The sequence below is a fragment of the Halanaerobiales bacterium genome (assembly GCA_035270125.1).
Lineage (GTDB): Bacteria > Bacillota > Halanaerobiia > Halanaerobiales > DATFIM01 > DATFIM01.
This window is the reverse complement of the sequence record DATFIM010000146.1, coordinates 1-13,929: the sequence shown is the minus strand read 5'-3', so window position 1 is coordinate 13,929 and position 13,929 is coordinate 1. Positions and strand designations below refer to the sequence as shown.

Genomic DNA, 13,929 nt, shown 5'->3' with positions numbered 1-13,929 from the left:
ACTTCACTCTTTATTCCCTGCCAGAGATTACCTTTTTTATCTTTTATTTTTGTAAAATCTATTTTAGATTTTTCTTCAAATAAAGAGGCAGCCTTTAGTTTTTCAGGCCTTATATTTATACCTCCTGCCCAGGGACTCCACCAGGATTTTGGACCTTTTTTAGGAAAAGAACTATCCAGCCATTCTTTTCCTTTATAATTCAGGGAATACACAAATGGTGAAAAATCAGGAGCGATTTTAAAATTTAATTCTCCGTTATCAAATTGATACACTTTTTTACCATTTACTTTTGATTTTGAAGTATTACAATTATTGTTTTTATTTTTATTATAAATCAACTGTCTTTCTGTAAAATGTTCTGATTCAAAATCAAAATTAATCTCTAAAATATCTTTTCCAAAATCATTATTAAATTTCAAATCAACTTTTTTCTCTTTTTCATTATCCAAAATCACTTTTTTATCTATATTTTCACTTTCAGATATCAGACTAATATTCCCTTTCATATTTTTATTTTTGTTTTCCTTAAACTTAACTTCAAATTTATTTTCCACAAAAGGGTTATTTTCATTTATTTCATAATAAAAATCATTTTCCTCTTTAAGCTTTTTAGGATTATTGTCCTTTAAAGCAAATTTTCTGAGATCAGTCCAATCATCAAAATTATCAATGACAATAAATAGAGATTCACTTTTATAACACTCATCTTTTTTTAGATCTCCTACTTCAAAATCAATTGACATATACCAGCCATTAAAGTTTAATTTTTTTCCTTCTGGCCAGATTACTGCCCTACTTGAACCATCTTTATCAACTGCTAAAAGCCAATTTTCAGTAATATCTATGTTATTCCAGTAATCAAAATCTCTGCTATCAAAACCACTGTTTTTTACCACCTTATCATTATATGGTAAATAAGTGTTACTTAGATCATAATAAAAACTATGGCTTAATGTTAAATCCTCATATACTTTATTATCTAAATTATAGATTTCATAATAGTTTTCTACAAGACCATCACTCATTAATTTTACAACAGAGATAAGGTGAAGATTTTTATATTCTTCAGATTCAAAAATAACTCGCATACAATAGGCTTCATCACTTTCATAAAATTCTACTTTGTCTGCTTCTTTTTTAGAAAATTCATGACTAAAAGGCATTCCTATTCTGGGATGAATAAAAGATATTTCACGATCTTCTCCATTTAAATCCAGATAACCTAAATAATTATTTTCTTTTTTAAATAAAACTGCATGAGGTCCATTCGCTAAAATCCAGCCCTCATCTACTCTTAAACCAAATTTACTCTTTGTTCCTCGAAAAACACCAGAAACTTTAAAATCAAATTTATTTTTACTCATTTTATCATTCCCCTTTAAAACAACTTTCCCTTCAATCTTCTTTTTGTAAAAACAACTTTTTACTAAATAGTAATCTAGAGGAATTACTTTCTTTTCCTCTGCCTCTAATTCAAAATCAAAGCAATTTTTACTAAAAATAATATCCGAATTTGAAGGTAATTTAAAGTTAAAATCTACTTTTTGATTATAGTTATTTTTAATCTCTATATATAATTTATTTTTAGTTTTTTCAAATTTACGCCCAACAGGAACATTAAAATTAACTTCTATAGGTGATTTTATTTTTATCCCCTGTTTAAATACTGCTTTTTTACCATTGATTTTAAAATTGGCTTTAACAGCAGGATGAGTTTTATCACCAGAAATAGCATCTTCAACTTTATTTAAGAAAAACTCTCCTTTAAATATTTTTTGATCTTTTACTCTGGCTTTTTCTGTATAATTAAAATCAATGCTTTTATCATTTTCACCTTTTATTTCAATATTAAGTTCTTTATCACTTTTATTTATAACCTTATATCTTATCTTATATTTTCTACCATAAACCAGACTATTATTTTCTAACTTTGCTTCAATAAGATATTCAGGAGTTTCAATCTTTCTCATCCCCCGGGCCAACCTCTCAAATCCAATTTCCAAACGATTATCATCTAATTTCCAGATATATTCATAATGATTATAGTTATTTTCTTCTTTTCCATCTTCTTCTAATTTAATTTCTCTCATACTATCTTCATACCAATCAATTTTTTCAAAATATTCTTCAAGAACTTCAGTTTGTAAAACAGTAGGTATAAAATTCATAAGATGGACATTATCATCTCTTTTCTCCCAGAAAAAACCACACTTTTTATAAAGTGGGACCGCTTTTGTATTACCCGCCCAGGAGTAGAGATCCAATCTGGGCCATCCCATTTCATTAGTTCTTTCTACTGTTTTTAAAACAAGAGCTTTTCCAATCTTTTTCCCCTGATAATCAGGTCTAACATTAATAATCGGCAAATATAATGCCCCTTCATCATTTCTATATTCAGAAAACCCACAATAACCAACCACAGAATCCTTTTCTTTATCTACTGCTAAATATGTATTGATAAAATCTATATTTTTATGTTCATCTATTATAGTCTCCGTAGTTATTAAATGGTCATATCCTCCCCAATTTTCTGAACTCTTATTCCACATTTCCGCTATTGATTCGGCATACTTATCTTCATACTCACATATTATTATATTTTTATTCATGGTAATCCCCCTTATTTTTTCAATCTTCATTTTATTACAAAAATAAAAAACCACAGGCTATAATACACCTGTGGTCTCTTTAAAGTATTTTTAGATATAGTTTTTTTAGAGCATTAAAAAAACCACAGGATTCACAACCTGTGGTAAATTTCAGTTACTCAGCATAAAATTTAAAATAATTCTTCCATTTATGTACTAAAATTTTTCACCGGTAGGTCGTGAATATTTATATTTTGTTTTCCATAATTTACCTGCTTCAGGCGCAGATGTAGCAAGACGCACTTTGCCTCTACTTGTTATAACCGGTAGAGAAACACTAATATTTTTAACTGCTTCCTGAATATTAATTAGATTAATCATCATTATCACGACCTCCTTTTCTTTTTTAATTTATTTTAATTAATTTTTGGTTAATATTTTTAATCAACGATTTGATTATATATTAAAATTTTAACAAAGTCAAGAAATTTATTGAAAATATTCTATATTTGCCTACATAGCTTTTTCTACTGCCTCAATAACCCGGTCATCATCAAAAGGTTTAACAATAAAATCTTTAGCTCCAGCCTCTATAGCTTCAACCACCATAGATTGTTGTCCCATTGCACTACACATAATAATATTTGCCTCACTATTAATTTCTCTGATCTTTTTTACTGCTTCTATCCCATCCATTTCAGGCATGGTAATATCCATTGTAACCAAATCTGGTTCAAGATCTTTGTATTTTTTAATAGCTTCTTTTCCATTTTCAGCCTGTCCAACAACTTCATAACCAGCTTTTTCAAGAATATTTTTTAAGTTTATTCTCATAAAAGCTGCATCATCAACTAAAAGTATTGACAATTAAAATCCCTCCTGTTTCCTAACTTAATTATATTAAATTTATTATAAATGATTAAAAAACATACTATTTTGCCTCAAAATATTGCAAATTTCCAACTATAAATCAACTCAAATTATATCATCACTTAGCCAAAATATCAAATAACTAAAACTGATAAAAAACAAAATTCCCCAACAAAAAGTGAGGAATTTTACCTGAGTTTATTTTATTTTACAAAATCAAATTCGAATTCATTTTCCTTATAATCAACTATCACTTTTTCAATTTCATCATTATCAATTTCTAAAAGTTTCATAGCTAACTCATCTTTAATATATTTTTGAATTGCTCTATCAAGTGGCCGGGCTCCATAAGTTGGATCATATCCTAATTCAGCAAGTTCTTTTTTTGCTTTATCTGTAATTTTTAATTTCAAATTTCTTTTGGCCATTTTGTGTTTGAGGTCTCTTACCTTAATTTCTACAATCTCTAAAATATCTTCTCTACTTAAGGAGTGGAATATAATCTTTTCATCAATTCTATTGATGAATTCAGGACGGAAATTATTTTTAAGAGCAGTCATAACTTTCTCTCTCATCTTTTCTTCATCATCCATATCCTGAATATACTCAGAACCTAAGTTTGAAGTCATAATTATTACTGTATTTCTAAAATCAACTTCATTACCCTGACTATCTGTTAAAATACCATCATCAAGTATTTGTAATAAGATATTAAAGACATCAGGATGAGCTTTTTCAATTTCATCCAAAAGAATAACAGAATAAGGCTGTCTTCTTATCCTTTCAGTCAACTGTCCCCCTTCTTCAAATCCTACATATCCTGGAGGTGAACCAATCAATTTAGCTACTGCATGTCTTTCCATATATTCTGACATATCAAGTCTTACCAATGATTTTTCATCATCAAATAAGGAAGCAGCAAGTGTTTTGGCAAGCTCTGTTTTACCAACTCCGGTAGGACCCATAAAAATGAATGATCCTAATGGTCTATCCTCAGTCTGCAAGCCAGTTCTGGAACGTCTAATGGCATTACTTATAGCTTTGATTGCTTCATTCTGGCCCACAACTCTTTTTGATAATTCTTCTTCCATTTTAATTAATTTTTCCTTTTCATCTTCCATTATCTGTTGTAATGGAATATCAGTCCAGGAGGATACTACTTCTGCAATATCATCTTCAGTTACCTCTTCTCTTAAAATGTGATAATCATCTAATTCTTCAATTTTTTCTCTAGTTTCTTCTAATTCTTTTTTAAGATCATTTAATTTACCATAACGTAAGCGAGCTGCTTCTTCATAATCAGCTTCTCTTTCTGCATTTTCGGCCTTATAGTTAATCTTATCAATTTCTTCTTTAAGTTTTTGTCTTTTTTGAATAAGATCTTTTTCATTTTTCCAGCGGGCCATAATAGGATCTCTTTTTTCTTTTAGTTCACTTATCCTTCTCTTTAATTCTTCTAATCTTTCTTTTGATTCTTGATCATCTTCCTGCTTTAAATTTTCTTTTTCTATTTCCAATCTTCTTATTTTACGATTTAATTCATCTATTTCAAGTGGCATAGAATCAATATCAATCCTCAATTTGGAAGCAGCTTCATCAATTAAATCAATAGCTTTATCCGGTTGAAATCTCTCAGTCAAATATCTTTCTGCAAGATTGGCTGCTGCTACAAGCGCTTTATCCTGAATTCTTACTCCATGATGAATTTCATATTTTTCTTTTAATCCTCGTAAAATAGATATAGTATCTTCTATACTTGGTTCATTTATTTTAATAGGTTGAAATCTTCTTTCTAAAGCGGCATCTTTTTCAATATGTTTTTTGTATTCTTCAAGAGTAGTTGCCCCTACACAGTGAAGTTCACCTCTGGCAAGTGCAGGTTTAAGTAGATTAGAGGCATCTGTAGAACCTTCTGAAGCACCAGCCCCAACAATAGTATGCATTTCATCTATAAAGAGTATAATCTGTCCTTCAGCTTTTTTAATCTCTTTGATTACAGACTTTAATCTGTCTTCAAATTCACCTCGATACTTAGTTCCAGCAACAAGTGTACCCATATCAAGAGAAATAACTCTTTTGTCTTTTAAAGTTTCTGGTACATCACCATTAACTATCCTCTGGGCCAACCCTTCAACTACTGCTGTTTTACCAACACCCGGTTCACCAATTAAAACCGGGTTGTTCTTTCTTCTTCTGGATAAAACCTGCATAACTCTTCTAATTCTCTCATCTCGACCGATAACAGGATCTAACTCTCCCTGTTTGGCCTGATCTGTTATATCTATTGTATATCTTTCCAAAACCTGATATTCTTCTTCAGCATTTTCACTTCTAACTTTAGCCCCATCCCTAATATCTTCTATGACATCTTTAATTTTAGCAAGATCAATATTTTTTTCCTTTAATAACTCAGCTGTTTTGGAATTGCCATCTGCCATTAAACCTAATAAAAAATGTTCGGTAGAAATGTAGTCATCATCCATTTTCTGAGCCTGTTTTTTTGCTTTATTTAAAACTTTACTTAATTGTTGTGACATATATAATTGATTATCATCTGAATAAACCTCTGGTAGACTTTCTAATATATCTTTTAAGTCATTTTTTAAATTTTCTAAGTTAAGACCCAATTTTTCTAAAATAGGTCTCACAATTCCAGTGTCTTCTTCTACCAATGAGTAAAGAAGATGAGCAGGAAAAATTTCCTGATGATTTAAATCTTCAGCCTGATGTTGAGCCTCAGCTAAAGCCTGTTGGGCTTTTCGAGTAAAATTATCCATTCGCATTATATCAACCTCCATATATATTTTTAATCATTATTTATATTTTACATTTAATATTATATAATAAAGGTCAAAAAAAGTCAAAGTAAAATTTATTTATCATCGAATGAATTATAGATGACTCAAAAAATAGCTTTGAATGCGAAGAAAACTTTTCATACAGTTTTATAAATGCTACATAACTTATTCTAGTTGTTCAAATGCTAAAATAACCGGTTCTTCTTCTCTTTCTTTTATATAAGCTATAAATTGATCATAATCATCATCTTCTCTGCCAACAGCTAAATAAGCCTTTAGGGAATAATATCTAAGCCACTGACTTTCACTATTTACAATCATTATCTTTAAAATACCAGAAAAATCAGCTGCCTTAGTTCCAAAACTCTCTACTATTTCTAAAATAAAGTGTAAAATCTTCTCTTTATTTATCAATACATTTCTCTTTTTTAAAATATTTTTTAATGGGTATAAAATTAATGGATTAGTATAATTTCTGGCAATATCAGCTGCCATTCTTGCTTTTTGATAATTATCAGAAAAAAGATAATATACTAATTCACCTGTAATTATACTCTTTTCTTTACTATTTCTTTTAACTGAATTCATCTCTTCAGCTATAAAATTTCCTTTCAAATTATAATAATTTCCTTTATCAATAATAATAAAAATTGGTGGATTATTTATTCTCAGCAAAATACGAAGATAATATTTAGCTCTAACAGGAGATAGAGTATTATTCAATTTATTGATAACATCTTCTTTTAAATTATCATTTTTATTAATTAAATATACTATCTTTTTTAAAGCTTTAAGTTTCATATCTTGATTCAAGAAATAACTTAAAAATAATATGGCTTTAATATTTTTTATTTTTTTAATAAAATAAGATACTGTCTTTTTAAATAAATAATATAAAATAGTTATAATCGTAAAAATAAGAATAATTTTTCTAGTACCCAAATATCTAAATAAAGCAAAAATCACCGGTTGTAAGATCAATAAAGTCATTAATCCTAAGCCAAAAACTAAAATAGCACCAAAAGAAACTTTTTCCCAGAGATAAAGAAATAAGAGGGTAAAAAAAGTTAAAGCAGACATAAATACCAGAGCCTGACCCCAAAAATATATTTTACTTGCCTTACTTAAGGCTTTATATTTAGAAATCTTACCTGAACCTAATTTACTTTTATTATAAAGAGGATCATTAATATTAGAAGCAGTATCCCTTATAATTTGCAAAGCGTTTTTAGGGCTTAAATTCTTATCATAGGCTAACATTTGCCCTAAAAGCCCTGTAACCTGAGGAGCTGCAAATGAAGTACCGGTAATTTTAGTTGTTTGAATCAAATTGATAGAAGGTAAATACAAAGTCTCATTTAATCTAATAATTCCAGAAGCTGAAATATCAATATAATGGCCATAATTAGACCCAGGCATCTTCCTGTTTTTTTCAAGTGCAGCTACTGCTAAAACATTTTCAAAACCAGCAGGGTATAATTTTTGCTCACTATTATTATTACCTGCTGCCGCTACTATAATTATATTTTCTTTATTAAGTTCTGAAATCGCCTTTTCCTGAAAATCTTTATCTGAAAATCCAAGACTAATATTAATTAGAATCTTTTTATTAGGATTATCATTACTATATTTTTTTATTTTTTCCAGAGCAGAAATATAATTATCTTCATCTATTGCTCCTAAAAAATTTTCCGCAGATAAAGGGATGATATCAATCTGAGTTTGAGAACGAATAGTAGCTACTACTTTATTACCATGAGAACTATCAGCTTTAAGTCTGGCAATTGGCTTTTCTAAAAATGATTGATCTATTTCACTATCTATCACAAAAATAACCGGGTTATCTTCTTTAGCTATTTCTACTGGATAATAAAAAATCAATAAGGAAAAAACCAATAAAATAGCAGATATTAATAAATATTTTTTGATAATCATCCCTCCTTTCATATCCTTAAAAGTCAAGGTTAGTTACTATTATTTATTTTATAAGAATTACTTAAAAAATAAAAGAGGATTTTCGACATTTTTACGAAATAAATTAATATAAGTACTAATATTATAAGTAATTGGGTAGGTGTTTATGTGAAAATAAAAAATATAAGTTTTAAATATAAAATACTCGGATTGGCCTTAATAATTATAACTCTCTTAACTTTAAGTATAATTTTTACTATAACCAATACTTTTCATGATATTTTGGAAGATATTATCTTTCAAAGTGAGACAAAGAATATTAAACAAAACTCAGAAATGGTAACTTCCTGGTTTGCCGAAAGAAAACATGACCTGAAAATATATGCAAATACTGAAGTCATGCAAAATGGAAGCTGGCAGGAAAAGAAAAATTATTTGCAAACAGAGTTAGCAAAAAGAGTTAAAGAATATTACTTTTTCTTTATTGCTGATGAAAATGGTAATTATAGTACTACTTTTGAAGATAATGCTGGAAATATTAAGGATAGAAACTATTTTCCAAAAATAATGACAGGTAATACTGTAATCTCAGAACCGGTAATCTCTAGATCAACTTCTAAACCAATAATAGTGATTGGTACTCCTATTGGTCATAATAATGAAAACAAATCCATGCTGGCAGCAGTTATAAGACTTGATGAACTTGGCAGCTATATAAATAAATACCGAAAAGATGAAAAAGGAGTTTATTCTTTTCTTATAAATAACAATGGTAAAGTAATTACTCATCCAGATACAGAAAAATTACAGAACTATTTTAAAAATAATCAGCTAAATAGTTTTTCTTTTCCTGATAGATTTATCAATATTATCAGTTCAAACAAAGAGGGTAATTTTAAATGTAATATAGATAATACTACTAAATATGCATTTTATCATAATATCCCGGAAACAAATAACTGGAAACTGGTTACTGTTTTACCTAATAGTTATTTGAAAAAATCAGTAGATAAGTTAAATAATAGAATATTTACAATAGGACTTGTAGCTATTTTACTGGGAAGTATCTTAAGTATTTATATAGCAAATAATATCTCAAAACCTATTATAAAATTAAAAAATGCCTTTCAGAAAGGAGCTACCGGTAATCTTAATGTCAGAGCTGATATTAATAGTAAAGATGAAATTGGAGAAGCTGCTGATAATTTTAATAAAATGATGGAAGTAATCAAAAATTTAACCTATAATGATTCTTTAACCGGACTTCCAAATATAAATTTTTTTAAAAGAAAATTAAAAAACACTCTGAATCATTTAGATGATATAAATCAAAAAGCATATATCTGTTCTATAGGTGTAGATGATTTCAAATCTATCAATGATCGTTTTGGCCATAATGGTGGGGATCAAATCTTACAAAAGTTAGCAAATAGATTAACACAATATTTTGATGAAAATCAGCCTGTAGCCAGAATGGGAGATGAGTTTTATTTTTATCTTCTGGCAGATGAAGATGAAAATACCAATAAAATTTATGAAAGATTCTCTCAAATACTAAATAATATCAATCAAAGTTATTTAATAGATGATAATATTATTTATCTAACCAATAGCATGGGGATCTCTGTTTATCCTGATGATAGTAAAGATGCTACAAAACTAATAAAAAATGCAAGTCTGGCCATGCATGCTGTCAAAAAAACTAATAATGGTAAAATAGATTTTTATGCTAAAAATGTAGAGAAAAATCTATCACAAAGAAAAAACTTAGAAACTCAATTATCAGCTGCTTTAAAAGAAGAGCAATTCACCCTACATTATCAACCTTTTATTTCAACTGATAATGAAAAAACAGTAGGTTTAGAAGCTCTTATCCGCTGGCAACATCCAGAAAAGGGAATGATATCTCCAGGAGTTTTTATACCAATTGCAGAAGAAAGTGGTTTTATTGAAGAAATAGGTGATTGGGTTCTTAAAGAATCCTGCAGACAACTAAAAGAAATTCATGATAAGATAGGAGATGATTTCTTTGTTTCTGTAAATGTCAGTCCTGAACAATTTTTGAGTAAAGATTTTGTTCAAAAAATCAAAAAAATATTATTTGAGACTGGGCTGGAACCTGAACATTTAGAACTTGAAATAACTGAAAGAACTGCCATGGGAAATATTGATTATACAATTCAATCTCTAAAAGAATTACATGAAATTGGAGTAAAGATAGCTATTGATGACTTTGGTACTGGTTATTCATCTTTAAGTTATCTTAAAGAATTTGCCATAGATATTTTAAAAATAGATAAATCCTTTATTGATAATTTTAGAAAAAATGAAGATGATGATGCTATTGTTAATACAATCATAACTATCGGCCATAATTTAGGTCTTAAAGTTGTAGCTGAAGGAGTGGAAACAAAAGAACAGGCTGAAAAATTAAAGAAATTAGAATGTGACATAATTCAGGGCTATTATTATAGTAAACCATTACCTCCAGCCAAATTATTTAATAACATAGATATTTAAATTTATACAGTTATTTCATTAAAAAAAGCAGGGAATATTCCCTGCCTTTTATTTTTGTTTATTAAATTTATAAATTGTTTTTTAGGTCTTCCACTAAACTGTTAAACATCTGCTCTGATTGTTCTTCTAATTGAGCTAATTGTTGTTTCATCTGCTGTTGAGTTTCTCTATCTACTCCAGAATCAAGTTTCATTACAGTTTGTCCATCTTCAGTTTGAACAGGTTTCATCTGCATTTCAGCCTGTTGTTCCATTCTTTCCTTAAACTGTTCTTCCATCTGTTCTCTTTTTTGCTGATATTGATTTTCAACCTGATTTAATTTCGATAATATCTGTTCAATTATAGAACTGCTTGGACTGTTTTTTAAATTTTCGATAGCAAGTATACCTTCTTTTCTTTTACTAAAAATTTCATCAGAAGTACGCAGACCTAATGATTCAATAATTAATTCCTGAGCTTTTGCCAGGTAATCATCACTTTTATCCTTTAATTTTTCCCATAATTCTTCAGCATCAATTTTTTCCCTAAAATACTTACTCATTAGTGGTTTTAGCTCTTCTCTAATCTCAATATTTTTGCTTTTTTCCTCACTCATCTCATCTTCTTCACTTAACTTTTTAGCCCTTTCCATAGCAATCTCATAAGAACTTTTAATTTTATCCATTAAAAACCCCTCCTGAATAAAATTTATTACTTAAATAAATCGAGAAATCTATCTTCATACTGTTTATAAACTCCCCATCTATCAAGTTCCTGTTTTAATTTCGATGGATCAAGATCACCCTTTTTAACCTTCTGAAACATTTCTTCAATTTCCTTATTAGCTGCCTGAGGAAGTCCCTTAAGATTACGAGTAACAACCGGTTGACCTTTATCATTATGAGAAACATGTCCTTTTGACTTATAATCTGGCATCTGATTTTCAGCAGCACTCTTCATTACAAATTCCTGAACAAACTTCATCAAAGAAACATCCCAGTATTCATCTACCCCTTTAATAATTACATTGATCAATTCTGAGCTCTCAGAAAGTTCATTTTCAATTCGCTCTGCTGTTTGTTTTATATTTTGAGATACTGTTCTTGTTTCTCCTTTTTCTTTTTTGTAATTCATTTTATATAATAATCCAGCAAGATCAGGATTTTCTTGAGCCATTATTTTCATTGCTTTTTTGGAATTTTCACTAAAACCTTCCATATTCATTATATAGTCTGGAGTAAGCAACTTTGGTTTATCCCAACTAATCCATCCTTCACGAATCCTTGTCTCCGGACCTTCATCTGGAAAAGCCTCTAGATAAACAGGTTCAGTTAAAACATAATAGTGCATTTTCGTTGAACCAGAGCTTGAAATCAATTTATCTGGTTTTTTTAATATTTCAGTCTCTTCAAGTACTTCTTTAATCTTTTGAGATTTATCCATAAATTTCCCTCCTTCCAGGGAAAATAATTTCATTTTGTACTTTCTTAACTATATTATATTACATTCTAAACGGCTAATTCAAATTTTATAATTTTAAAAAAATATCAATTTTCTATATTTGCCTATTTTTTCATCAAAATATAGCCACTACCTAAAATCAATACTGCTCCAATTAAGGTTAATATTGAAGGAATTTCTCCTAAAAAAAGAGCAGCAAGAATAACTGCACTTACTGGATCAAGGTAACTTAAAACTCCTACACTCTGTGCTTTAATCTTTTTTAAACCACTAACATATAAAATTAAAGCCAGAGCAGTATGAAAAACTCCCATTATCAGTAATAATAATAAACTTTTTAAATTTGGTATAGTAATTGGGACAACAAATGGAATAAAACTTAAAACAGCCACTCCACTTTGAATAAAAGTTGTTTTAAGTGAGCTTAATCCAGTTATTTTTTTATTAGTAATAGCAAATAATGCATAAAAGAAAGCTGCAGTTAGACCATAAATTATACCCAGTTTATTATTTACTAAAGCTGCCTGGCTCCCATCTGAAATTATAAATAAAAGGCCAGTAAAAGCAATTATTAATGAGATTATCGTCTTTTTTAGTAATTTTTCTTTTAAAACAATAACCGCAAGTATATTCAAAATTATAGGGGAGGTATAATAACTTATAGTTGCATTAGCAATAGTAGTTGTTTTAACAGCTCTAAAGAAAAACAACCAGTTTAGGGCCAGAAAAAAACCTGCCCCTAAAGTAAAAAGTTTTTTACCCTCTAAATTCATTTTAAAATTTCCAGTAGCAAATATATATACTGTTAGAGAAATAAAGGCAAATAATACTCTATAAAAAACAATTATTTTTGAAGAATAGGGTATAAACCTTGCTACAATACCTACACTCCCCCAGATAATCATGGCCACAATTATTTGCAGATAGCCTACTCTATTATCTTCACTTCTCATTTTTCCCTCCTATTTTTCAAAAATCGATGCCTAATTTTGAGCTGAATTTAAGTAATTAACTAATTCATCTACTAAGGGGATAAACTGTTCTCCCATCTCAAATTCTTTTAATACTCTTTTAAGTTTTTCACTATCCAGATAATTAAGAAGGCGTAAAAATAATCCACTGGAATTACCCTTTCTTATTTCAGAATAGCCTTCCTGGAGAAAATATTGTTGAGCTTCTTCAATTCTTTCTATTTTTATAGCAGCAACTAATTTATAAAAATTGAAGTACTCTTCATTCATATTATTAGTTTCCGGAGGATTATCAAGAATTTGAGCAGGATCTCCATACCGGATAATCGCCTCATATTTAGCTACTACTTCTTCTGGATAAGAAGCAGAATAAGACATCAATCTCTCAAATCTTTTATTTAATTCAGTTTCGTTTAATTCATCCTCTTTGACTCTCAATAAAGCCAATTCTATCAAAGGACTGTCAATTTCACCTAATTCTAAGTTTATAAGTTCATTTTTAAGATATTTTTTCATTTCTTCTACTGCTTCTGGATTTTGTTTTTCAGCCTTTTGTAACATAGCAAGTAGAGTATCAAGATAAGTTATATATAGTTCATCAGATTTAATTAAAGGATGGTCAGTTTTATCCTTTAAGGTAACTAAAAGCTGCATAGGAAATTTTTCTAAAGGATAGCCTTCCAGACATTTCATCAAACTACTGATTAAAGTATCTTCATCTGAGAGAAGGCCATTAATATCTTCAATAACTTCCATTAAACCTTCATTATCATTACTTTCTATAAAATATCTGAGATAATCACCACTTATACTCCACTTATCGGCCTG

General features: G+C 28.9%; 10 protein-coding genes. 1 reads left to right on the top strand and 9 read right to left on the bottom strand.

What is annotated here, in order from left to right:
- The 5 genes from VJ881_07685 to VJ881_07665 form a co-directional block, all read right to left on the bottom strand.
- Positions 1–2,609, bottom strand: a 2,609-nt coding sequence (locus VJ881_07685) for a GNAT family N-acetyltransferase (GenBank protein HKL75932.1), incomplete at its 3' end; no start/stop codon positions are given.
- A gap of 195 nt (positions 2,610–2,804) precedes the next feature.
- Positions 2,805–2,972 (bottom strand): hypothetical protein, encoded by a 168-nt coding sequence (locus tag VJ881_07680; protein ID HKL75931.1) that lies wholly within the window; start codon positions 2,970–2,972, stop codon positions 2,805–2,807.
- Between the two features lie 129 nt (positions 2,973–3,101).
- A complete protein-coding gene (locus tag VJ881_07675; protein HKL75930.1) occupies positions 3,102–3,455 on the bottom strand; it encodes a response regulator in 354 nt (117 codons plus the stop codon).
- Positions 3,456–3,661: 206 nt separating this feature from the next.
- Positions 3,662–6,235, bottom strand: a complete 2,574-nt coding sequence (gene clpB, locus VJ881_07670) for an ATP-dependent chaperone ClpB (GenBank protein HKL75929.1) — start codon at positions 6,233–6,235, stop codon at positions 3,662–3,664.
- Between the two features lie 186 nt (positions 6,236–6,421).
- Positions 6,422–8,191: a S8/S53 family peptidase gene (locus VJ881_07665; GenBank protein ID HKL75928.1), complete on the bottom strand. Its 1,770-nt coding sequence runs from the start codon at positions 8,189–8,191 to the stop codon at positions 6,422–6,424.
- A 147-nt stretch (positions 8,192–8,338) separates the two neighbouring features.
- Between VJ881_07665 and VJ881_07660 the strand changes: the two genes are divergently transcribed.
- Positions 8,339–10,690: an EAL domain-containing protein gene (locus tag VJ881_07660; GenBank protein HKL75927.1), complete on the top strand. Its 2,352-nt coding sequence runs from the start codon at positions 8,339–8,341 to the stop codon at positions 10,688–10,690.
- A gap of 67 nt (positions 10,691–10,757) precedes the next feature.
- Here the strand turns inward: VJ881_07660 and VJ881_07655 are convergent, their stop codons facing one another.
- The 4 genes from VJ881_07655 to VJ881_07640 all read right to left on the bottom strand — a co-directional run.
- Positions 10,758–11,354 (bottom strand): hypothetical protein, encoded by a 597-nt coding sequence (locus VJ881_07655; GenBank protein ID HKL75926.1) that lies wholly within the window; start codon positions 11,352–11,354, stop codon positions 10,758–10,760.
- A 26-nt stretch (positions 11,355–11,380) separates the two neighbouring features.
- On the bottom strand, positions 11,381–12,112 hold the full coding sequence (locus VJ881_07650) for a hypothetical protein (GenBank protein HKL75925.1): 732 nt from the start codon (positions 12,110–12,112) through the stop codon (positions 11,381–11,383).
- A gap of 122 nt (positions 12,113–12,234) precedes the next feature.
- On the bottom strand, positions 12,235–13,083 hold the full coding sequence (locus tag VJ881_07645; GenBank protein ID HKL75924.1) for a DMT family transporter: 849 nt from the start codon (positions 13,081–13,083) through the stop codon (positions 12,235–12,237).
- A gap of 30 nt (positions 13,084–13,113) precedes the next feature.
- A partial coding sequence (locus tag VJ881_07640) for a hypothetical protein (protein HKL75923.1) occupies positions 13,114–13,929 on the bottom strand: 816 nt, incomplete at its 5' end.